Source organism: Longispora fulva (assembly GCF_015751905.1).
Taxonomy (GTDB): domain Bacteria; phylum Actinomycetota; class Actinomycetes; order Mycobacteriales; family Micromonosporaceae; genus Longispora; species Longispora fulva.
The window spans coordinates 2,583,019-2,604,204 of the sequence record NZ_JADOUF010000001.1 but is presented as its reverse complement, the minus strand read 5'-3'; the positions used below and the strand labels follow the sequence as shown (position 1 = coordinate 2,604,204).

Annotated in this window: 18 protein-coding genes and 2 pseudogenes; 7 read left to right on the top strand and 13 right to left on the bottom strand. The window is 69.7% G+C overall.

Annotated elements, in window-relative coordinates; translation table 11 throughout:
- Positions 1–898: 898 nt before the first annotated feature.
- The 7 genes from IW245_RS11585 to IW245_RS11555 all read right to left on the bottom strand — a co-directional run bounded on the left by IW245_RS11585 (position 899) and on the right by IW245_RS11555 (position 6,621).
- A complete protein-coding gene (locus IW245_RS11585; RefSeq protein WP_197003181.1) occupies positions 899–1,549 on the bottom strand; it encodes a hypothetical protein in 651 nt (216 codons plus the stop codon).
- 51 nt (positions 1,550–1,600) lie between these two features.
- Positions 1,601–2,392 (bottom strand): hypothetical protein, encoded by a 792-nt coding sequence (locus tag IW245_RS11580; protein WP_197003180.1) that lies wholly within the window; start codon positions 2,390–2,392, stop codon positions 1,601–1,603.
- On the bottom strand, positions 2,389–2,781 hold the full coding sequence (locus tag IW245_RS11575) for a hypothetical protein (protein ID WP_197003179.1): 393 nt from the start codon (positions 2,779–2,781) through the stop codon (positions 2,389–2,391). The genes IW245_RS11580 and IW245_RS11575 overlap by 4 nt, the downstream gene beginning before the upstream one ends.
- A gap of 265 nt (positions 2,782–3,046) precedes the next feature.
- Positions 3,047–3,742, bottom strand: a complete 696-nt coding sequence (locus IW245_RS11570; protein WP_197003178.1) for a hypothetical protein — start codon at positions 3,740–3,742, stop codon at positions 3,047–3,049.
- A 552-nt stretch (positions 3,743–4,294) separates the two neighbouring features.
- Positions 4,295–4,819, bottom strand: coding sequence for a hypothetical protein (locus IW245_RS11565; protein WP_197003177.1), 525 nt, complete (start codon positions 4,817–4,819; stop codon positions 4,295–4,297).
- A gap of 279 nt (positions 4,820–5,098) precedes the next feature.
- Positions 5,099–5,452, bottom strand: coding sequence for a hypothetical protein (locus tag IW245_RS11560; protein ID WP_197003176.1), 354 nt, complete (start codon positions 5,450–5,452; stop codon positions 5,099–5,101).
- Between the two features lie 251 nt (positions 5,453–5,703).
- On the bottom strand, positions 5,704–6,621 hold the full coding sequence (locus IW245_RS11555) for a replication-relaxation family protein (protein ID WP_197003175.1): 918 nt from the start codon (positions 6,619–6,621) through the stop codon (positions 5,704–5,706).
- Positions 6,622–6,814: 193 nt separating this feature from the next.
- Between IW245_RS11555 and IW245_RS11550 the strand changes: the two genes are divergently transcribed.
- Positions 6,815–7,537, top strand: a complete 723-nt coding sequence (locus tag IW245_RS11550) for a hypothetical protein (RefSeq protein WP_197003174.1) — start codon at positions 6,815–6,817, stop codon at positions 7,535–7,537.
- A gap of 160 nt (positions 7,538–7,697) precedes the next feature.
- Here the strand turns inward: IW245_RS11550 and IW245_RS11545 are convergent, their stop codons facing one another.
- Both IW245_RS11545 and IW245_RS11540 read right to left on the bottom strand, forming a co-directional pair.
- The gene (locus tag IW245_RS11545) at positions 7,698–8,558 is read right to left on the bottom strand and encodes a replication-relaxation family protein (RefSeq protein WP_197003173.1); all 861 of its coding nucleotides are present in this window, start codon (positions 8,556–8,558) and stop codon (positions 7,698–7,700) included.
- Positions 8,559–8,729: 171 nt separating this feature from the next.
- Positions 8,730–11,306: a type IV secretory system conjugative DNA transfer family protein gene (locus tag IW245_RS11540; RefSeq protein WP_197003172.1), complete on the bottom strand. Its 2,577-nt coding sequence runs from the start codon at positions 11,304–11,306 to the stop codon at positions 8,730–8,732.
- Positions 11,307–11,623: 317 nt separating this feature from the next.
- Between IW245_RS11540 and IW245_RS11535 the strand changes: the two genes are divergently transcribed.
- The 4 genes and pseudogenes from IW245_RS11535 to IW245_RS11520 all read left to right on the top strand — a co-directional run bounded on the left by IW245_RS11535 (position 11,624) and on the right by IW245_RS11520 (position 15,501).
- Positions 11,624–12,478 carry a GNAT family N-acetyltransferase gene (locus IW245_RS11535; protein WP_197003171.1) on the top strand — a complete coding sequence of 285 codons (855 nt, stop codon included), beginning with the start codon at positions 11,624–11,626 and terminating at the stop codon, positions 12,476–12,478.
- An 8-nt stretch (positions 12,479–12,486) separates the two neighbouring features.
- Positions 12,487–13,207 (top strand): annotated as a pseudogene (gene istA, locus IW245_RS11530) (IS21 family transposase); the annotation flags it as partial.
- 1 nt (position 13,208) lies between these two features.
- Positions 13,209–13,409: an ATP-binding protein gene (locus IW245_RS11525; RefSeq protein ID WP_307788955.1), complete on the top strand. Its 201-nt coding sequence runs from the start codon at positions 13,209–13,211 to the stop codon at positions 13,407–13,409.
- Positions 13,410–13,965: 556 nt separating this feature from the next.
- Positions 13,966–15,501 carry an ISL3 family transposase gene (locus tag IW245_RS11520; protein ID WP_307788954.1) on the top strand — a complete coding sequence of 512 codons (1,536 nt, stop codon included), beginning with the start codon at positions 13,966–13,968 and terminating at the stop codon, positions 15,499–15,501.
- A gap of 7 nt (positions 15,502–15,508) precedes the next feature.
- Here IW245_RS11520 and IW245_RS11515 read toward each other — a convergent pair whose 3' ends face one another.
- Positions 15,509–15,928: a hypothetical protein gene (locus tag IW245_RS11515; RefSeq protein WP_197003169.1), complete on the bottom strand. Its 420-nt coding sequence runs from the start codon at positions 15,926–15,928 to the stop codon at positions 15,509–15,511.
- A 478-nt stretch (positions 15,929–16,406) separates the two neighbouring features.
- Positions 16,407–16,856 (bottom strand): SgcJ/EcaC family oxidoreductase, encoded by a 450-nt coding sequence (locus IW245_RS11510; protein WP_197003168.1) that lies wholly within the window; start codon positions 16,854–16,856, stop codon positions 16,407–16,409.
- Positions 16,857–16,945: 89 nt separating this feature from the next.
- On the opposite strand from IW245_RS11510, the gene IW245_RS11505 reads away from it, so the two are divergent.
- Together IW245_RS11505 and IW245_RS11500 are read left to right on the top strand one after the other, a co-directional pair.
- The gene (locus IW245_RS11505; protein ID WP_197003167.1) at positions 16,946–17,386 is read left to right on the top strand and encodes a MarR family winged helix-turn-helix transcriptional regulator; all 441 of its coding nucleotides are present in this window, start codon (positions 16,946–16,948) and stop codon (positions 17,384–17,386) included.
- 59 nt (positions 17,387–17,445) lie between these two features.
- Positions 17,446–17,831, top strand: a pseudogene (locus tag IW245_RS11500) (transposase); the annotation flags it as partial.
- 19 nt (positions 17,832–17,850) lie between these two features.
- On the opposite strand, the gene IW245_RS11495 reads toward IW245_RS11500, so the two are convergent.
- The gene (locus tag IW245_RS11495) at positions 17,851–19,248 is read right to left on the bottom strand and encodes a serine hydrolase domain-containing protein (protein WP_197003166.1); all 1,398 of its coding nucleotides are present in this window, start codon (positions 19,246–19,248) and stop codon (positions 17,851–17,853) included.
- Between the two features lie 51 nt (positions 19,249–19,299).
- Positions 19,300–21,102, bottom strand: coding sequence for a VirB4 family type IV secretion system protein (locus tag IW245_RS11490; RefSeq protein ID WP_233473209.1), 1,803 nt, complete (start codon positions 21,100–21,102; stop codon positions 19,300–19,302).
- Positions 21,103–21,186 lie beyond the last annotated feature (84 nt).

Here is a 21,186-nt window from a genome sequence, read left to right as displayed (position 1 = left end):
TGGAGGGCCGCCCAGCGGTCCTCGACGGGACCGGCGGGGGAGTGTCGCGGCGGACGGTGCCGGCCTCGGTAGCGGTCGCCGAGCCAACCTGACGGGTCCGGGTCGTGCGCCGGCGTGGGCGCCCAGTAGCCGGCCGCCGCCGCGTCGGGTGCGCAGGTGACGGTGGCGCGGCCGACAGCACGGTCGGCGACGACTGGCGGATCGAGACGATCCGGCTGCAGTGCATCGACTCCGGCGAGGTGCCGCGCGCGCCGTGCGGCACGCGCGGGCGGGCACGGATACACCTGCCCCCGGCAGCGCAGGTTGGCGCACCGCCATGGGCAGTCGGGGTCCGGTGGGTGGGCGGCGGTCACGGGGACCGCGAGCCGCGCCAGGAGGACATGGTCGATGTGGTTCGGATCGTCAGGGCTGGATGGCATGGCGTTCCCTCCGGTGAGTTGTCCCGTGCCCGCCGCCGGCCGGGTGGGCTGGTGCCCGCCGGGTGGCGGGCAGGTGGGCGGGTCGATCTGCGCTCCACTTCGCCGGTTCGTCAAGTCGTCACCTCGCCGCCGTCGACCTTCGGCCTGCCGTAAGGGGTGAACGTGGGCGCGGGGACCGGCGTGCGGTGCCGCCTGTGGTGGGCGTCAACCGGGGCGGTGACGGGGTCCCGCGGGCTGGGCGGGTCGCCGTCGACAACCGCAGGGCCACGAAAGGGGAATCGGGGAACTGGTGATCGACCTGGGCGGCGTGGGGCCCGGTGGGGGCGGGAAGGGGGATCGGTCGGCGTGCGCATGTCGCCTCCTGTTCGGGGCGGCTGGCCGATGTGCCGGCCAGCCGCCATTCGGGGCGTGGCCAACGAAACGGGTGAAAGTGCGGGTCCGCCGGTCCGCTGCGCGGGTGCGGGCGTGAAGGGGCGGTGCTACATCAGGTCGACGGCGGGCGGCGGGTCGCCGACGACGCGGTCGCAGATCGCCGGGTGGCACGGCTCCCAGCACCAGTCCAGTGCCGTGAGGTCATACAGCCCGTCGCGGCTGGGCCTGATCTCGGCGATGCACGTGTCGTCGGCTGCTCCGGCCCGGTCATCCCAGACCAGTACCTGTCCGTCGAACGTCAAACGGCAGCGGAACAGGTCGACCTCGGCTTCCACCCGTGCCGGAGTCAGGCCATCTCGCGTGTAGCGGTTGCGGAACCGGGCCCGGTCGGCGTCGTGGTCGGCGACGAGGACCGCCACGACATCGCCGGTGGCGTGAAATGCCGCCCAGCCGTCGAACAGGCTGGTGAGCTGGCCGGTGTAGCCGACACGTGCGCGGCCGACGCCGTGTTCGTCGTCGTGGCGCGTCAGCCAGTCGCCGGCGAACACGTACCAGTCGCCGATGACTGCGGGTCGGCCGTAGGCGTGGACCTCGGGGCGGTAGTCGACGATCCGTCCGTCGGCGTCGCGCTCGTAGAGGTCAACGCCCGTGGAGGCCTCGGCCTGCGCGCGGATGGTCGGGGACCGGTGAGTGCCGGCAGACGCCGGACGTTGCCGTTGGGAGCCCAGCGTCGTGTAGCCCAGGCGGTGCGGTGTCATTGGGAATCTCCTTATGAACGGGGGCGGCCGGGACCGCCCCGGTGACGGTGTTCAGCGCTGGGGGATGGTCGTCGCGGGGGTCGCCCACAGGCAGGCGTCCGCCCAGAAGAGCCGCCAGCCGGGCTCGCGTTCGTGCACGTGTGCCAGGGCCCGCTCCTCGAGCGACATGAGCGCGTCGAGGTACCCGCGGTGCGCGTCGTCGCCCCGGTGGCGGGCGTCGGTGTAGTCGGCGATCAGTGCCCGGTCGGCGCCGGCGGGCTGGAATCCGTACCGCGTCTCGACCCAGGCGAGCATGCGAAGCACCGCGGTCCAGCCGTCGTTCTTGTCCGGGGTGTTGATGATCAGACGGTCGCCGGACTCGGGATCCTCGCGGACGAACGGCGTGGGCCCGGCGGTGTCCGGCGGGCGGGCCGGATCGCTGACGATGGCGTCGCAGTCGGTGGGGTCGACCACCAGGAACGGCCAGCCGAGGTCGATGCGGTAGCGGCCCGTGGCCTGCGGTCCGATGCGCCTTTGGTAGCCGGATCCGCCGAGCCCGGTTCCGCCGCCGTAGACGAGGACGTCACCGTCGAGGTGCAGGCTCTCAAAGGCGGCGTCGACCTGCCGGTCGAGTGCGACACCGCTGATGCCGAATGCCACGGCGTGTTGGCGGACCCGGTCGCGGAGGCGTTCCTGATCGGCGCACATCGCCTCCACCACGGTGCGGGTGCAGTCGAACACCACGTACCCTGACCGGGTTTCGACGAGCTGCCCGGTGTACCCGGTCCGGTATCCGGCGTGGTCGAGGTGTTTGAGCCAATCCCCTGACACGATCACCGTGTCGCCGACCCGCAGGCCGCTCATGCCGTGGCCTCGGCGACGCAGGCGTGGGCGGCGGCCATCGCCACGGCCGCGTGCCCCAGCGCCGCGGTCGCTTTCGACCAGGCGGCCCCGGTCGTGGCCGGGTCGGCGGTCCCGACGTGCGACAGCAGGGCGCTGAACCCTTCGAACAGGTGCAGCAGCGTGGTGTTGCAGTCGGCGGCCAGGGCGGTGAGGTCGCCGTCGGTGGGGAAGACCACGGGGCGGGCGTGGCGCATGCTCTCCGACAGGTGTTCGGCGCACACGGTCAAGGCGGCGGCGGCCACCTGGGCCAGGTCGGGACCGAAGCCGTTGTCGTCGCCGAGCAGCACTTGCAGGTCGGCGAGAACCCCTTCGCAGGTCGGTTCCCGCAACATGTTGGTGTTTGTGGACATGACTTACTCCCTTTTTTGCGGCATGCCGGCCCGCCGCTCGGACGGGCCGGCGGAGGTGTGCAGGACGCAAAGAAGCCCCGACCACACATGGATCGGGGCTGGGCGCGAATCTCAGGGCCACCGTGGGTCCGTCTGCGCCACGAAGAGGTATAAGGCGGCCATCTGCTGGCCGTGCGGGTGCTTGCTGCCCCCGCACGGGGCGGCCGGCGACGCGGACGCGAGTACCGGAGGGTGCGCCGCCGAGCGGCGCACCCTCCTGGGCCGGTTAGAGCTTCAGTGCGATGATGCGCTGGTCACGGTCGAGGGACCCGAGGTGGCGGCTCGCCGCGGCCAGATACGTCAGCCAGTCGGCCATGCTGGCGCTGTCGGGTTGCAGGTACTCGCCCTCGCCGGTGATGAGAGCGTCCCCGCACACGGCCTGCATGCCGCGGTACGCCTGGTAGGCGTGCGCCCCGGCCTGCATCGCCTCGACATCGTCGAGGTCGAACGCGTCGCCGAAGGCCGTGTTGTACGTGGCCATCGCCAGGACCCGGGGCTGCGCCATGAACTCGGCGCGCGCCCACTCGAGGGACACCTTTTTCGGATCCTGCTCGTGTCGCCGCAACTGCACATGCCACGGGGTGGCCTGCGGCAGCCCGCGCACGATCTGGCTCCACTGGTGATGGCGCGCGCCGGCCCAGAGCGAGGCGGCGTGGCGCATGCCGGCCAGGTTGAGGAGTTTGATCGGACCTCCGGCCGTATAGGACTGGCCGCGTTGGCGGCGCAGGTCGACCATGTGGCGGCGGTGCCAGGGACGCAGTCCCTGGGTCCAGAACCTCGGCGTTGGCGCGCCGTTGAGCTTGAGGTCTCGCTGCAGGGCCTGACCGTCGGCGAGGACCGCGGTGGGCAGTTCGTCGGGCACGACGACGATCACCGTGGTGATCTGGGCCTTGCCGTCGAAGGTTCTGGTGGAACCGATCATGAGGGTCTCCTTCACGCAGGTCGCCTGCGGGCAGGCGGAAGGGAGCGGCCCACCGGGTCATGGGGGTCGCAGGGAGGCGGTGCCGGAGGTGCAGCCTGGGCTGCGGGAGGAGATCCACCGGGAACATGGATCGTGGTGGTGCACGGTGGGCGTGACTTGGGAGGTCACCGCGCGGCGCGGGCCGACCGGCCTTTCGGCGGGTGGGCTGACGGGCAGCTGATGCGGTGAGGTCCGGCAAGTGGTGCCGACCGGTGTGGCGGTGTTGCGTCGTTTGTCAAACCATAGCGTGGCGCTCTGTGGGCGCAATTTCATTGGCGCGGGGCGCAATAGTGCCTGTGACCTGCACTGTTAGAGCTCAGGTGGCCTGATTTTCGGTGTCAGGGGGCCGCTTTTGGGTTGCTCTGCCACAGCTCTGCCAAACGGCGACCGGGTCTGGCAGAGCTGTGGCGCAGGTCGGCCGTCACAACGGGAGCAGTGCCCGTGACTCACTCGCCGTCCGCTTGGAAGCCACGGTCCTCATCGCCGTCATCAGCGCAGGAGGCGGCCCTCTTGTCAGTCGCCGCTGTGCCCGAAGAAGACGATCGACTCCGGGTGCTCCCCGTCGTAGGCCACGGCGTATGCGCCGTACCAGCGGCCGAAGTCCTCCAGGCGCCCTGCGGCGATGGCCCCGGCGATCGCGTCGGCAGTCGGCCGCCGCGTGCCGAACACCTCTTCCAGGACATCTTCTGGCACGGGCGCGACCATTTCCGGCTCGGGAGATGGCGCGACACCGGTCATGTCGATGACCGAGTGGGCGCCCGAGTAGATCTGCGCGGCCAGCAGGCTGTCCGGGCCGGTCACCTCCACCTGAGCGGCCCGCCAGCTGTCCCGGGCCATCGTGTCGTCGCATTCCATGTCGTCATCGCCGAACGCCTCAGCCAGGCTAAGGCGCAGCTCAGCCATCTCCCAGGCGACGTACTCCTCCTCGCTCATCGTCCGGGCCTGCGTGTTCGGCGTCGCTCGGTAGTAGTAGCCCCGGTCGTAGGCGTCCCGGCGGGCCAGCTCTAGCGCGGCTTCGACGTCCGGCTGATACGGCACCCTCGAAGTCCAGCTCGATGCCCCCATGCTCTCCTCCTGCGTAGGCGGTGGTGTGACCTGCCGATGATCACATGGCGGAGCGACGTTCAGGATTCGGGACGGGTGCCCACGGGACCGCCTGGCAGATCAAATACCGCCATACATACGACCGTTCCCGCAGACCTGGCGCAAGCATGCTCACGCTGGCGACGACGCCATCAAGCCATCGCCACACGCAGCCACTACAAACGTCGCCACGGGCCCACTACCAGTGCATAGCCACTACATGCCGCTGCCGTACTAACTCGACAAGGTAACGCAGTAGGTCTGCTGGCGGCTGTTCAACCACGCGCCCTCCGCAGCGCAGTCCGACGCGTGCCCTGCGGTCCGGGTGATCTTGGCGCCGTGCGGGGCATCGCAGCTGACAACCCTCGCCCGGCCGCCGATCTCGCGCAGGCCGCCGGCTGGCTTAATGTAGGTTTCTTCGATCACCTCAAAGCAGGTGCCGACATGGAATGAGCTGGAACTCTGGTACTTATGCCAGATGCCCCAGGACGCGACAGCGCCGAGCACCACCACCGCGGGCAGCGCGACCCACAATATGATCCGCCGCCGGCGCGGTTTACGGCGTTGTGTGTCGTCGGCCATGGTCACCCTTCGTTTCCTCGGCCGCACGGCCGGCATGGCCGAGACTAGAGCACGTCGGGGGCCCCTGTCAGACCGCGAATGTCGCCACCTTGTAGTCCCTCGAGTGCCGCCGCGCCCCATCAACCGATTGCGGGGTTGGCAATTCCCGGGCCAGACTCGTCGATGATCAACATTGAAAGGGGTCCTAACGGCTGTCCCGGGCTGGCGTCGCAAAGACCCAGCCCTGGCAAGTACCTCGGTGACAGTTGCCAGCTGGGTTACGGTGACCCGCGCTGTGGGAGCCGCCCTGTCGGCCACCAGGCGGACGGGGGATACCGGGCCTGGTTGGCGGCCGTGTCCGGGCCGTGGTCTGACGGCAGTTCGTGCAACTGGCACGGGCGGCGCTGTCCGAGTAGGAAACGGCGGCCCGGCCGGTACCAGATCCGCCCGGCCGGCTCATCGGCGGCCGCGGCGACGGCGACCGTGGGCCCGTGCTCGCGGGCGAGCAGGGTACGGACCTGGTCACGGCGGTCGGGGTCCGCGGTCCACAGCAGGACGGGGTAGCGCGGACCTGCCGCGGGCAGGTGCCGGTAGCCGGCGAGTCTGGCGAGCAGTGACTGGTCGTCGCCGGTGTCGCCTTCGAGGAAGAAGCCGACGGTGCGGCCGTGGGCCTGCCACACCCCGTGCCCGTCGGGACGAATCCGGTACCGGGCGAACGCGGCCGCAGTGCGTGGCCCTGACCACCAGCGGGCCAGCCGCGTCGCGGGATGGTTGCGGCTGTGGGCGATGAGGGCGGTAAACAGCCCGTTGGCGGCCAGCGTGGACCGCAGCCCCGGGTTGGCGACAAGGCGCCACATCCGCTCGTCGTGGTGCGCGGCCGCCACCACGGCCAGGTCGGCCCGGTTGGCGGCGTAGGGGCGCACCAGGGCCCTCAGTGGCCCGAGGGAGTAGAGGTACTCGGCCTGGCCCCCGCGGGGATGCCCCCACGCGTGACGGGACACCACGTCCATGTGGTGCAGGATCGCGAGCCGGTTTTGTGCCGCACGCACCGAAGGGAAGAAGACGGCGGCGATGTGCCGGGTGGACAACACCTCGTGTTCGGAGAGAAGTTCCAGGACCGCCAGATCGCGCGGGGTCACGTGGTGCGGGGCCCGAGGATGAGCCGTGGTCGTCGGAGGGGTGAAAGTCGTGGTCATCGTGGGGCTCCAAAGGAGAATGCGGCCCTCCTCGTCGAAGGGCCGCTGCGGTGGAAGGGCAGTGGTGCCGTTGGGTTCCGGGGCGGGTCATGATGGGGGTATGGCCCCACCTCTCAGGCGATGTCAGTCGATGGTTCTGCCAGGGGGCGAGTGGACCTTGCGCTTGGTCGGGTGAAGGTGCTTGGGTGCCCTGATGACCACTCATTCGGCCCGTGCGGGCGAACCGCCGTCGCGGTCTGCCCGCGAGCCCAGGCGGAGGCCGAACAGGAGCCGCACGTTGGCCTGGTCTATCGTCCTGCGGGTCGTCGGCATCCTCATGTTCGCGTTCATCGCGATCGCCGTCGTCGGCCTCACATTTGGCGGTCACCACGGCACCCCGGTCAATGTTGGCTTAGGGTTCCTCCTCCTGGCCACCGTCGCCGTGCTGGCCTTCGTGCTGACCGCGGCATGGGAGGGGGCCGACACGTTCTGGCTCTTCGCCTACGGGGTAGCCGTCAGTTGCGCCCTGGTCGGCCTCGGCGTCGCCGAGTTTCGCGTGGACTACCTGGGCTGGCATGGCGACCGGGTGAACGCCGTCGTCGGCGACCCGCAATGCAGGCTCGCCCGGTCGAAGGCCGCCAAGTCCAATACCTGGAACACTTACCAGGTGTGCAACTATCCGCTGATGCTGCCGGACGGCCGGCTGCTCGAGGGCGGGACCAAGCGCGGCTACCGGCAGGAGGACGTGCGCGAGGGACGGGTGGAGATCTATCTAGACCCGGTCGGACTTGCGGGGCACGCTGATGCCGCCGAGGTGGACCATCCCCTCAGCCGCTTGTACCTGTCTCTCGCCATCGGCGCCTACGCGGGCTCGTACGCCCTCTGCCTGGTCGCCGGAGATCGTCGCTGGCTCCGCCGGCAGCCGCCCAGTCGCTAGGGATGTTCGAACAGCCCGAGCAATGGACCGGCCTGATCAGAGGATTCCTGGCCTGAGCTGCGAATCTGACGGGCTGGGAGTGTTTTATCGACAGCTTCCATCACCAGGACGAGGTGCCTGGCCGAGCTGTGTCAGAGCCGGGCCCGTGGCCCGGGAGCGGTCAGGGGTGAAAGCGTCCAGGGTTGATGGCGCTGTCGGGACCGTGGTCGCTGGGAAGGTCGTGCAGGTGATAGGGGCCGCCGAATCCGGCCAGGTACCACACGCGTGCGGCAGGATCGGCGCCCTGTATGGCGACGGCGGCCGGAACTCCGACACCGGTGAGGCTGGCCAGCAGGTTGTCGCGCCGGCCCCGGCTGGGCACCCACAGGAGCACCGGATAGGTGGGGCCGTGCGCGGCGAGTTCGCGGTAGGCGGCGAACTTCGACACGACCCGGGCGTGGTTCTCTGTGCCGTTGTCGTGCTCCAGGAAGAACCCGACGGTCTTTTCGCCGCAGCGCCAGATGCCGTGGCCGTCGGGGTGAATGCCCGACCGGTCATACACAGCTGTGGCGCGCCTTTCTGACCACCACCGCACCAGCGCGCACCTGGCGTCGGTGCGGGCGCGCGCCGAGAGGTCGACGAAGAACTGGTTCACCCCGACCGTGTGGTTGAGGCTGGGGCTGGACACCAGTCGGCTCATGCGCTCCATGTGGTTGCGGGGCGAGACCCGCCGGGGCCGATCCAGGTCGTAGGACGCGTTGGGGCGCAGCCGTGCGCCGAGGGGTCCAAGCGAGTAAAGGTAGTCGGTGGCACCGCCGGTGGCCGTGCCCCACGTGTGTCGGGAGAGCACTTCGGCGCGGTGCAGGACGACGAGGCGGTCCTGGGCGCGGCGGAGGCTGGGGTAGAACAGTGCCGCGATCTGGCGGGTGGACAGCACGTGGTGTTCTGCGAGCAGGTCCAGAAGGTGCTGGTCGCGGGGGGTGATGTGCCGGGTGTTGTCGAAGATCGAATACCGGTTGTAAGGGTTTTGACGAGTAGACATGTGCGAAGCTCCATGCGGAAGGGTCCCTCCTATCGGAGGGTGTCTGAAAACGGCTGGATGTCGGTGGTCTCGGTCAGGGCCGTGTGCTGCACGAACGCGGCCCGCCCGCGAGGCGGGCAGGCCTCCTCGCGCGGCGTGACGTGGGGGTGGACGCGGGGGGCGACGTTGGGGTCAACGGCGGGGCCGTTCGGCTCGGTCAGCGATCGGTTCACCCGGCTCCAGGTAGCGCTGTTTGGCGGCCTCCTCGGCGTTGCTGGCGGCGAACAGTTCGTCGGCGCGCAGCTGCCAGCGCCCCATGTTCTGCTGGGGGACTTTGGCGCTGGCGATCCGGCGGATCGCGTCGGTGTTGCCCTCCACCGGCTTCGGTGGATTCGTCTTGAGGGTGAAGGCCGGTTCCTGACGGCCGTCGACGACCAGGCGCGCCACGGCGGTGTAGGCGTCCAGGTGGGCCAGGTCGTGGCTGTCGAGTTCGGGTTCGACATGGGGTCCAAGGACTTTGGCGTCCTCAGGCGCGACCGTGAAGTAGATCTTGTTGCGGGCGTTCGCGCTCACCGCGGAGAGCAGCTCTTTGGGGAACTGGGCCAGGTCCTGGTGCGCGAGCACCATGCTGAGGCGGTATTTGCGGGCTTCGGCGAGCATGTCGCCGATGCCGGTGGCCAGGGTGAGGAAGTTTTGTGCCTCGTCCAGGTACACCGAGCAGTCCTTGCGGTCCTCGGGGCGCAGGTCCGCGCGTGCCGTGGCCGCCTGCCACACCTGGGCGAGGATGAGTGACCCCAACAGCCTGGACGTGTCGACCCCGAGGGTGCCCTTGGGGATGCGGACGATGAGGATCCCGCCGTCGAGGATGGTGCCCATGTCAAACGACGACTTCGGGTAGCTCATGGTCTTGCGGACGAAGTCGCGCAGCAGGAACGCGCGGAGGCGGGCCAGGACGGGGCCGATCATCTGCGAACGCAACGCGATGGGCATCTCGTCATACCAGGTCCAGAACCCGCCGAGGCCCGCGGAGTCATGCAGGTCCGCGGTCATCTCCGAGCGCAGCTGTTTGTTGTTGAGCAGCGGCGGGATCAGTTGCAGGGACACGTCCTTGTGGCGTAGCAGCGTCAGGCACGCCACGCGCATGATGTCGTCCATCCGTGGCCCCCACGCCTTGGTGAAGATCGCCGCGCAGATCGACACGAGGTTGTCGACGATGAGGTCGGCGTCGCTGCCCGGCCGCATCTGCAGCGGGTTGAGCGTCGGCGGGTTGAGGGTTTTTGACGGGTCGGCGTCCTCGACGTCTTGGAGCGGGTCGAAGAGGACGACCCGGTCGGCGTGTGCGGCGGGGATGCGGTTGAGGACGTCGAGGGCGAGGTCGCCGTGCGGGTCGATGACGACGGTGCCGCGCCCGGCTGCGATGTCGTCGAGGATCATGTTCGCCAGCAGTGTCGACTTGCCGGACCCGGTCGTTCCGACCATGTGTACGTGGAAGCGTGCGTCGGCTGCCGTCATGGCCACGGCGCGGCCGTCGACCTCGGCTCTGCCGAGGGCTTTTCGGTCGCGTCCGCCGCCGGTCACCGCGGTGGGCGCCGGTGCCGACTTGGCTCGGGCTCTGCTGAGGCCCGCGACGGCGAGGTCCTGGGGCATGCCGGCGAGTGCCGCGAGCTCGGGGGTGCTGGCGAGGAATCCGGCGCCCATGCGCCGGGCGCCGACGGTCGCCGCGGCGGCGTGCATCCTGGTCCTGCGGCCGAGGCTGTTGCGTCCGGCGTAGACGGCGAACGCCGAGGCCAGGCCGTCGCTGATCCCGCGTAGCCGGCCACGGGTGCGTTTGCCCGCACGTGCGGGGTCGGCTGCCACGGCGTAGCGCACGGCTGCCTCCCACAGCGGGACCGCCGACACCTTGTCGATGACCGCTTTGACGTCGCGTTGCAGGAACGGATCCGACCGGCCTGCCGCCGCCCCCGCTTGTGGCGCGGGCCGCCGCGCGGGTGTCACCGCTTCCATAAGCCAGCGGAGCGGCGTGAGCGGATTGAAGTGCGCCTCGGCCGCCTTGCCCGCCCGTAGCCGGCCCGCGGCCTGACGGGCGCGGCGGATCCGGCGGGGCCGGGCGGGGCGGGCGAGGATCTGCACGACCGCGTGCTCGCCGTCATGGAGAACGGACCCGGCGGCGATCAGCGCCCGCAGCGGGTCGACATCGTGATCGCTGCGCAGGGGCAGCCATTCGCCCGCGTGGGGCGACAGGTGCCCACCCGTCGCCGGTGCGGCCAGGGGTATGGGCCGCGCCGCCGGGCTGGTGGTGCACGCGGCGCTGGGCCAGGCGGCGCGCACGGCGGACTCGACCGTGCCGGGCGGCACGGTGCCGGGCACCCACAGCGAGATGGTCAACTGCCGGCCCGCCCACGCGTACTGCCACACCACGTGCGGGGTGCCGTACAGGAGGCGCTTGAGTCGCGGCGGCGTCAGGACGCCGGCGAGGTTGGCCCACAGCGATCGTGCCCCCGCCGGATGGACCTCCGGCGGCGGGGCGATCGTGATCAGCCTGGCGCCCGCGGCGTGGTGTCGATGTCGTCTGCTGGCGGTGAGGTTGCGGGCGGCGACCGCGGCCAGGAGCGTGGCGACGGCGACGATGGCCAGCCATGGCCGGTGCGCCGCCCACACGGCGGCCTGGTCGAGGTGGGCGAACAGTGACGCCCCCGGCCATCTGGCCGGGGGCGTCGGGTTCGGTGAGGGCGGGGGAGCCGTCAGCGGTGTGGTTGTCGGTGGTGTCACAGGTCGTCCTCGGAGTAGATGAGGTCAGCGGGATTGGTTACCGGAAGTCCCTGACGTTCAGTCGGGTCCGGCGCTGCGGCCACAACTGGGTGTCATGGCTGGTTCTGGATGATCGGCGGATGTGGCGCGATTGATGGTCTGTCGTCCTGGGCGATCCGGGGTGGAAGATGGGGCTGGCGGTGGTGCGGTCGCTGCGCTCCTGTGGGCCCGCGCACGGCGGAAGAGTTGGCCGTTTCGGGAAGGAGCTGGTGGATCAGTCCAGGCGGACACGCCTCCTCGGATACCGGCCGCGCGGCGACCCGCATAGGGTGTCCGCCATGCCTTTCCGCGCCGCGACCGCCGCCGACGAACCCGCCCTGACCGCGCTGTTCCGCGCCGCCGAACTGGCCGCGGCCGGCCGTGCCGGGACCACCGCGCCGGAACTCCGGGCCATCCTCGACGCGCCCGACCTGCGCAGCGCCGTCGCCGACCGCGACGGCGCCATCGTCGGTTTCGCCGCCCTGCACGCCGCAGCGCACGTCGGGCACCTGCGCGCCCACCTGGCCACCGCACCCGGCGAGCCCGCCGACCCGCTGCTGGACCGGATCGCCGGGTGGGCCGGCGGGGCGAAGGTCACCCTGTTCCAGCTGCCCGGCGCCACGACCGTGCCGGCACTGCGGGGACGCGGCTGGAAACCGGTACGTCGCTACACCCGCCTCACCGCCGACCTGACCACCGAGCTGCCGGCGCCCGCCGACGCGGCCGCCGGGGTACGCATCCTCGCCGCCGGCGAACCTGCGACCGTGCACGCGGTGATCGAGGACGCCGTCGCCGGCCACTGGCAGCACCGACCGCGCGACTTCGCCGATTTCTGGCGCGACCAGCGGGGTATCGACGGCCACGACCCGACGCTCTGGTGGCTCGCCGAGGTCGACGGCCGCCCCGCCGCCGCGCTCATCGCGCGCGGCGCGCCCGGGCGGGCGTGGATCGGCTGGTTCGGTACCCGCGAACCGTACCGGGGCCGTGGCCTGGGCCGGGCGCTACTGCTGACCGCGTTCGCCGAACTCGCCCGCCGGGGCCACCGGACGGTCGGCGTCGATGTGGACAGCGCCAACGAGACCGGAGCGCCGGGCGTGTACCGAGCGGCCGGCATGCGGGTCCTCGGCGAAGCCGACCAGTGGTTGTTGGCGTGACCCGGTGACAGCGTCACACTGCGACCCGCATCCACGCCCGCCTCCTCGACGAGCATGCCGCGGACGGGTTGTCGTACTCGACGGTGCGCGACTACGTCCGCAAACGCCGTCCTCAGATCGCCGCCGACGCGGGCCGGGCCCCGGAGACCGCGTTCATCCTGCAGAACCACGTGCCGGGCGCAGAGGCCGAGGTCGGCTTCGGAGACGTGTGGGTCGAACTCGCGGGCGAGTTGACGAAGTGCTTCCTGTTCGCGTTCCGCCTGTCGTTCTCCGGCAAGGCCGTGCACAAGATCTTCGCCTCCCAAGGGCAGGAGGCGTTCATCGAGGGACACCTGCACGCGTTCGACACCATCGGCGGCGTCCCCACCGACAAGATCGGCTACGACAACCTGAAGTCCGCCGTCTCACGCGTACTGCTGGGCCGCAACCGCACCGAGTCCCGATCACTGGGGGGCGTTTCGCTCGCACATGGGCTTCGGCGCCTTCTACTGCCGGCCCAGCATCGAAGGAGCCCACGAGAAAGGCGGAGTCGAAGGCGACGTCGGCCGGTTCCGGCGCACGCACCTGTCCCCGGTTCCGGTCGTCGACACCCTCGACGACCTCAACGCCGTGGTCGCCGCAGCCGACCGGTCAGATGACGCCCGGCGCATCCAGACCCGGGTCCGCGCGGTTGGCCAGGACTTCGCCGTCGAGCAGTCGGCTCTCGCGCCGCTGCCGGCGGACGTGTTTGGTGCCCACAGAGCGGGAGGAGAACGCGAGCGTCGCGATCGCGAGCAACGAGTCGTTCTCGGGCTGGACGAAGACGTTCACCGACCTCCGCCTCTGCGCCGCGATCGTCGACGGGCTCACCTTCGGAGGCAACATCATCCAGACCGGCACCGAGTCCTACCGCCTCGCCCACACCCGCGCCCAACTCGCAGCCGCTGCCTGACTCACCCCAACGACGCTGAAGGCTCCGCCGGAGCCTTCAGCGTACGGCTTCCAACACGGGCCATCCATCACCTGCCCAGCTCAGCGGGTCAAACGTTCATAATCCTCAGCTTCCAGGGCGCCACCGCTGCCGCCCGCGCCCTGGTCCGACGTGAACAGCCCCACAAGAAAATTGAGCAGTAGCTCGAGCATGAGCATCTCCAATGCGAAGTCGTCTATGTTCTAGACGCCTAGAATGATCGCCAGGTTCCCGGCACCCGGAGTGAGTCAAGATCACAGGTCCGGCATGGCAGGTCCCAACCGATGGCAAACCTGCGCCAAGTGGGGCCAAATAGCCTCGTCAGAACGATCGACTGGCCCAACTCAAAGGTGGGGCCGAATAGATCCGTCACGACCCATGCCGCTACCCACCAATAACCCACGCCCCGGGGCCACTCAAACCCGTCATGCCGGGGGCATTGACCGGTTCTGGCCCACGAAGCGTGATCGATGCTGGCTGATGGGTCGTTGTACTTGGGTGTGAGGTTCTTCGTGAATTGTTGCCGCACCTGGACGGTGTGGCGGTGCAGTGGATCGAGCGGGTTGACGGCGGTGTTCGTCTTCACGCGGTGGTCCGGGCCGAAACTGCTGACTGCGCGGCTTGCGGTGGCGTGTCCGGCAGGGTGCACTCGCGGTATCGGCGGCGGCTGGCCGATGTAGCGGTTGGCGACCGGCCAGCCGAGTTGTGGCTGCTGGTCAGGCGTTTCTTCTGCGACAACCTCGCCTGCGCGGCGAAGACGTTCGTCGAGCAGGTTGCGGGCCTGACTCGAAGGCGGTGTCGGATCAGCGAGCTGCTGCGCCGGACGCTCACGGCGATCGGGCTGGCCCTGGCCGGTCGGGCCGGCGCCCGGCTGGCCGCAGCACTCGGGCTGCGCACCAGCCGCAACAGTCTGATCCGGATGGTTAAAGCGTTACCGGACCCGCCGGTCGGGCCGGTGAAGGTTCTCGGGGTGGATGACTTCGCGCTCAAACGCGGTCACGTCTACGGCACGGTTCTCATCGACTGCCAGACCCGCAAGGTGATCGACTTGCTGCCCGGCCGCGATGCCACCCCTCTTGCGGAGTGGCTTGCCGGGCATCCCGCGCCGGAGGTGATCTGCCGGGACCGGTCCGGCGCCTACGCCGACGGTGCCCGGACGGGTGCCCCCGGAGCGTTGCAGGTCGCCGACAGGTTTCATCTCTGGCAGAACCTGGCCGTCGCCGTCGAACGCTGCGTCGCCGGCCACAAGGCATGTCTGGCCGACCCCGTCGCCGCACCACCGGACGGCCCGACCGCGTCGGACCGTGTCGAGCCGGTCGACCCGACCGGTCCGATGGCTGAGCGGCGCCGCGAACACCATGCCCTGGTCCATGGGCTGCTGGCTCGAGGGATGGGGATCCGCGAGATCGCCCGGTACCTGGGCTGGGGGCGGCACACCGTTCAGCGCTACGCCCGGGCGGCGACCTGGCAGCAGCTGGTCGTCGGCCGCCGCCGACAGCTGCCCAGCAGCCTCGACCCGTTCAAGAAATTCCTCCGAGAGCACTGGACCGCCCGGCGAGGCGCCATCTGTGACCTCTACCAGCAGGTCGCTGCCCAAGGCTTCGGGGGAAGCTACTCCACCGTCCGCGATTTTCTGCGCACTCTCACCGCCCCCGACCAGCCGGCCCCGCCACCGGCGCCACCATCAGTGCGGCGGGTAGCCGGCTGGATCTGCCGGCACCCCGACAACCTGCCCGAACGCGACACCCTACGCCTCAAGACGATCCTGGCCCGCTGCCCCGAACTCGACGCCACCTTCGACCTGGTCCGCTCCTTCGCCGCCATGCTCACCGGCCGCACCGGCAGCAAGCACCTGACCAGCTGGATCACCACAGCCAGCACCTCAGGACTGGCCACCATGACCGCCTTCGCCAAAGGCCTCACCCTCGACCTCGACGCCGTCACCGCCGGCCTCACCCAACCCTGGAACTCAGGCCCCGTCGAAGGCAACGTGAACCGCATCAAAATGCTCAAGAGGCAGATGTACGGAAGGGCAGGATTCGACCTGCTCCGCAAGCGAGTCCTCCTCGCCTGACGCCATCTCAGCCCATGGAACGGGCAAGACGATCATGAATCAGGCGCAGGTCAGCAGCTAACTCCTCGTTCGCCGCGTCAAGGAGCCTGTCCATTGCATCGCGGACTCCGGTCCGAGCCCGATCCACTGCCGGCGTTGCCTTGTATCGTTCGAGGTGACCAGCGACATCATGCTCGAGGAATCGCGCCCAGGCCGCCTTGATCAACGCCTGGCAAGCTGTCGCTTCATCAGCCGCGAAAGACACGTCATTGATTGCGCCCGGCCCCTTGGCTGTCTCCAGGACCCAGAGGTTTAGCCGGGCGTCCACCGCGATCAGCATTCCGATAGCTTCCACGACGCCGAGCCCGACGCCCGGCTCTCGCAAGACCTCCAGCCCGATCGCGACAACGGCGGACTTGTTCCACGTCTCCGCGCCTTCGACACCCATGCCCGAACCCTACCGACGCCATTGACCAAGTCGAACAACGGACAACTCGAGCAAGTTCGATCACGCTTGGTGGACCAGAACCCATTGACCACTGCCCTAATCAACACGCCCTAGATCGGGGCGAGTACGGCATTCCGCAGGTGCGGTTCGGCAAGGGCGGCAGGGGCCGGGGGTCGAAGTCGATGCTGGTGCCGGCGATCAACTCGACCGGGGCGTTGCTCGACTGGTGGATGGTAGATGTGCGCCACCAGTTCGGCGAGGATGTCACACGCACCGACGTTCCTCTGCTTCCCTCGGAGCGACGGTTCGACGAGCGGACCGACCTGTGCCGGCGGACCGGGACCAGGTGCTGTGCGACTGGCTGACGGCCGAGGTGGACCGGTGGCTTCCCGAGTGGGCGGAGAGGCTCACGCCGCATGTGCTGCGGCATGATCAGCATTGCTGTCACCGGACATCGGCCAACTGAACTGCGCTGCGACTAGATCAGCTGGGCGGCGGGCCGTGTCGCGGGCTGGAACTTGAAGGACACCGCTTCCATCAGCGCCTTGCGCTGTGTGTTGTGGAAGGCCGCGAACTTCCATGCGCCGTCGGCTCCCCGTACCAACGCGTAGGTCTGGATTTTGCCCGGCTTACCGGGCGTGCCCTTGTAGGTGTCGCCCCGGGTCACGACGGTCGCGGCGTCGGCGCCGAGGAACCGCAGGTCGAGCACCTCGCAGGACAGCTGGGTGCCCTTGAGCCAGGTGTCGAACAGCACCTGGTGTGCGGCGCCGATCTCGCGGGCGCCACGGTAGTGGGTGCCGAGGATGGTGACGTAGCTGGCGTCGTCGGTGAACAGTGCGCCGTAGGCGGTGCCGTCGGCGCGCTTCCAGGCGTCGAGCAGCTGGTCGAGGAGGGCGTGGATGGTTGCGGTGTCGGTCTGGATGTTCATGACGTTCCCTTCATGGTAACTTCAATTAAGAAGTTAATGCTTTGAAGAAGTCTCTTCGTTGAGGAAGATATTATGAGAAGGGCTGGACGATGTCAACACCCGAGAACGCCAGCGCGGTGTACAGGCGCTACCTGAGCGCGGTCATGCAGCACGGCCAGGCCAGCGCGCGGGCCTGCGACCTGGGCCCCACAGACCTGTACGCGCTGAACACCCTGGAACTCTCCGGGCCACTGACCCCCGGCGAACTGGGCGCCCGCACGGGTCTTACCACCGGGCCGACCACCCGGCTGATCGACCGGCTCGAAGAGGCCGGCTACGTGCGCCGCGTGCCGCACGTCGATGACCGTCGCAAGGTGAGCGTCGAGCTGGTCGGCAAACCCGCCGGCCTGGACGAGGCGATGGCCCCGGCCCGGCGCAAACTCGGCGAACTTCTGCGGACCTACCCACCCGAGCAACTCGCGACCCTCTTCGACTACTTCACCCGGGCCGCCGACGCCTACCAGGAGGCCACAGACGATCTCCGGGGCTGAGCGCCGTGCACTACGGACCATCCCCCTGGGTGGCCGGTGGTGGCGCCCAAAGAAGGTGACGGGGCGACAGTCCGCAGTTCGTGCCGGTCCTGGCCGCGATCCGGGTGCCCCGCCGGCGTGGCCGGCCCAGGACCACCCCGGACCGGGTCCTCGCCGACAAGGCGTACGCATCGAAGGCCAACCGCGACTACCTGCGCCGCCGCGGCGTCAGGGCCACCATCCCCGACAAGGCCGACCAGGCCCTCAACCGCAAGAACAAGGGCCCGAAGGGCGGACGGCCTCCGACGTTCGACAAGGCTGCTTACCGCGTAAGACACGCGGTCGAGTGCGGGATCAACAGGCTGAAAGAAGCAGGTCCGTGGCCACCCGGTACGACAAGTTGGCTGTCCGCTATGAGGCCACGGTCCTGATCGCGGTGATCAACGAATGGCTACCCAGACCTTGATCAACCTTCAAAACACTCCCTAAGCGACCCGGCCGAAGAAGCGTCCCGCCAGGTCCGCGCCGACGATCGAGCCGCTGTCGTCACGCGTGAAGAAACCGCGCTGCCCGTTGAGCCCGCCGCTGGTGACGATGTACCCGTCGCCGTCGCCGGGCAGGAGACCGAAGGAAGCCGGCGGGAGGTCCGGGGGCAGTTCGCTCTCGGAGGCGGTACGGATCTCCGGCTTGATCCGGCACTCGATCGTCATGCCGTCTCCGGCGGCGGCCAGCACGACGGCGATCGTCATCAGGTCGTTGTCGTATCGGCCGACGACCTCCCCGGCCCGCTTCGCGTCGAACGCCAACGGCTCCGGAACGCGCTCGACGACGCCGAGATAGTACTCGAGCGCCCACTTCACTACCGCCTGGTTCAGGGCGATGCCATGCTCCGGGCCCGCGTTCGACATCACCACGACGGCGAAGTCCCGCTCCGGCACCAGGAGCAGCTCGGCGAACTGGCCATTGCCCGAGCCACCGTGTCCGACGGTGCGGACCGTCGCGGCGGAGTCGTCGACGGCGACGACGTCCCGGATGAACCAGCAGATCCCGACCGCGTCGCCGAGGGTACTGCCTTTCAGCTCGACCGTCGGCTCCCGCATCCGGCGCAGTGCCGCGTCGGGCAGGACACCGGAGCCGTCGCCGAGGTGGAACCGTGCCCAGGCGAGCAGGTCGGCCGCAGAGGAAACGACACCTCCGCCGGGGTTGTTGGCTCGAGTGTCCTTCCACTGGCGGACAACGGTCAGCGTGCCCTCCGGGTCGGCGTTGTGGCCCACCGCGAACCGCTTGGTGATGGCGTCGTTGAGGAAAAAGCCGGTGTGCGCGAGGCCGAGCGGCGCAAGCAGGAGCTCCGCGACGGCTCGCTCGAAGGTCAGCCCGGTCACCTTCTCGACGATCCGCCCCGCCAGGTTGAACCCGACCTGGCTGTAGGAGGCACGCGCGCCGGGCGCCGCGATCAGGTCGAGTTCAGCCATCTGCGCCACGAAGGCCGCCAGCGCGTCGTCGCCCTCGCCGGTGTCGACGCCCAGCCGCCAGTCCAGCCCGGCGGTGTGGTTGAGCAACTGCGCCACAGTGATCTCGACAGCCGCCATCCCGTCCGGGAACGCCAACTCCGGGACATAACGGCGCACCGGCGCATCCAGATCAACGCGTCCCTGCTCGGCCAGACACACCAACGCCGTCGCGGTGTAGGACTTGGCGACCGAGCCGAGGACGAACATCGTGTCCGGGTCGACCGGCAACGGATTGGCGATGCTGGTCACGCCGTGACAGGCGAACGTCTCCTGACCGCCGGCCCACACACCGACCGCCACCCCGGGAACCGCGAGCTTGTCCGCAGCGAGCGCGACGAAATCCAACAAGCCCATCTCAGACGTCTCAACCATCCCCGCCACCCATCTCCATCGCGGTCGAACCCACGGCCCCACGTACCAAGATCATTCCAGACCTTGATCAACTTTCAAAACACGCCCTGGGGAAGTGGTGGCGAGCGCGTGCTCCGCCGGCGATGCGACGGATTCGAACCGGGTGCGGTGAGCGCCCGACAGCAGCAGTCCCTGCCCGCGCTCGGCGGACAGCAGGAGTCGTTTCTCGCCGCCGGTCAGGCCGAACGCTCGGCCGACGGCGTCGATGGCCGAGTCGGCCTGGCGTAGCAGGATCTGGGTCGCGGCGTTGGCGATGACGGCTTCGCCGAGTTCGGTGCAGAGCATGTCGGCGGCGTCCTGGGTGATGACGCACAGTCCGGCTCCGCGTTTCCGTGACGCCTTGGCCATCCGGTACAGGAACGCGGCACCGGCGTCCTGGCGCATCAGCAGCCATGCCTCGTCGACCACGACGAGACGCCGGGCCTGCGAGGAGGTGCCGGTTGGGTGCTGGGGTCGGTCGACGGTGCGCCAGATGTGGTCGAGGGCCACGAGGGTGCCGACGCCGCGTACCTCGTCGGGCAGATGCCGCAGTGACCACACCACCAGGTGCCCGTCGGGCCGGTGGGTGCTGTGCCCGTCGAACATGTCCTTGAACGAGCCCACCACCCACGGCGCGAGCCGCGCGGCCAGAACCCGGGCGGCGGGATCGGCATCGGCGTCGAGGGCGGCGGCGAGATCGGCGAGCAGCGGCGCCCGGCGGTGATGGGTGGCCGGGTCCGCGGTGATGCCCGCCGCCCGGTACACGGCGAGGATCGCCCGGTCCAACGCGGCGCGCTCGCCGGGCGGGAGGTTGGTCGCGGCCAGGACGCTGATGAGCGTGTGCAGGAACAAGCCCCGCCGCGTGAGCACGTCGGCGCGCGTGTCGCCGGAGGGCAGGTCGAACGGGTTGACCTTCACCCCGGCGGCGCCGAGGCGCACGACGGTCCCGCCGACCGCGCCGGCCAATCGCAGGTACTCGTCCTCCGGGTCGATGACGGCGATGTGCACCCCTTGGTAGAGGGACCGCAGGATCTCCGTCTTCACGAAGTACGACTTGCCGGCCCCGGAGCGTGCGAGGACGACGGAGTTGTGGTTCTCGCACGCCCACCGGTCCCACCAGATGACGCCCTGGGAATCGGGGTTGACGCCGTAGAGCACCCCACCTGTCCGTGCCGGCTCACCCGGCAGCGGCGCGGGCAGGTCGGGGCCGGCGAGGGGGAAGCTGGCGGCGAGGGCGGCGGTGTCCAACGTCCGGGTCATGCCCAGGTTGTCCACGCCGAGGGGCAGGGTCGTGGTCCAGCCTTGCAGTTGCCGCCACGTCGCCGGCTGCAGATCAAGAAGCGTGGAGGCTGCCGCCGCCTTCACCTGCGCGCACGCGACCACCAGTTCCGGTTCGGACGCGGCGTGCACCGTCAGGTACAGGCCCACCTTGAACAGTTTCGCCTCCCCGCGTGCGAGGCGTCCGGCGAGTTCGCCCGCGTCGTCGGCGGCGGCTTCGACGTAGGGGTCGGCGAGTTTGCCGGCGTTGTTGTCCGCCCGCCGGCTGGACTCCAGCTTCGCCCGTTGCGTGCGCAGCCGGGCCGCGGCCACGGGCACCGGGACGGGGTCGATGTGCAGCGCCAGGTCCAGGCGTCCGGGCCAGGCGAGGAGCGGTTCGAGCCACGCCGCGCCGACCTCGGCCGGGTAGCCGGTCACGATCAGGGTGGCGGCGTATCCGTCGCCGAGTCGCAACCACCTCGGGCCGACCTCCACCGCCGCCGGCGCGACGGCGGCCGCGAGGTCCCCGCCGTCGGCGGTCGCGACTCGCGGCCCGCGGCGGAGCACCCGGCTCAACACTGCGGCCACCGGTGCCCTTGGCCGGCGGCGCCGGGGCGGGGCGTGCACGGCTGCGGAGTCAGGGTCGATCCGCCGCCCGCGCGG

Excerpts from the sequence above, each read along its gene's own strand:
- IW245_RS11505 (WP_197003167.1), top strand. The coding sequence starts at position 16,946 with ATGTCAACACCCGAGAACGCCAGCGCGGTGTACAGGCGCTACCTGAGC.
- IW245_RS11575 (WP_197003179.1), bottom strand. The coding sequence starts at position 2,781 with ATGTCCACAAACACCAACATGTTGCGGGAACCGACCTGCGAAGGGGTT.
- IW245_RS11580 (WP_197003180.1), bottom strand. The coding sequence starts at position 2,392 with ATGAGCGGCCTGCGGGTCGGCGACACGGTGATCGTGTCAGGGGATTGG.
- IW245_RS11515 (WP_197003169.1), bottom strand. The coding sequence starts at position 15,928 with ATGGGTGTCGAAGGCGCGGAGACGTGGAACAAGTCCGCCGTTGTCGCG.
- IW245_RS11550 (WP_197003174.1), top strand. The coding sequence starts at position 6,815 with ATGACCACTCATTCGGCCCGTGCGGGCGAACCGCCGTCGCGGTCTGCC.
- IW245_RS11495 (WP_197003166.1), bottom strand. The coding sequence starts at position 19,248 with ATGGTTGAGACGTCTGAGATGGGCTTGTTGGATTTCGTCGCGCTCGCT.
- IW245_RS11585 (WP_197003181.1), bottom strand. The coding sequence starts at position 1,549 with ATGACACCGCACCGCCTGGGCTACACGACGCTGGGCTCCCAACGGCAA.
- IW245_RS11510 (WP_197003168.1), bottom strand. The coding sequence starts at position 16,856 with ATGAACATCCAGACCGACACCGCAACCATCCACGCCCTCCTCGACCAG.
- IW245_RS11555 (WP_197003175.1), bottom strand. The coding sequence starts at position 6,621 with ATGACCACGACTTTCACCCCTCCGACGACCACGGCTCATCCTCGGGCC.
- IW245_RS11535 (WP_197003171.1), top strand. The coding sequence starts at position 11,624 with ATGCCTTTCCGCGCCGCGACCGCCGCCGACGAACCCGCCCTGACCGCG.
- IW245_RS11570 (WP_197003178.1), bottom strand. The coding sequence starts at position 3,742 with ATGATCGGTTCCACCAGAACCTTCGACGGCAAGGCCCAGATCACCACG.
- IW245_RS11545 (WP_197003173.1), bottom strand. The coding sequence starts at position 8,558 with ATGTCTACTCGTCAAAACCCTTACAACCGGTATTCGATCTTCGACAAC.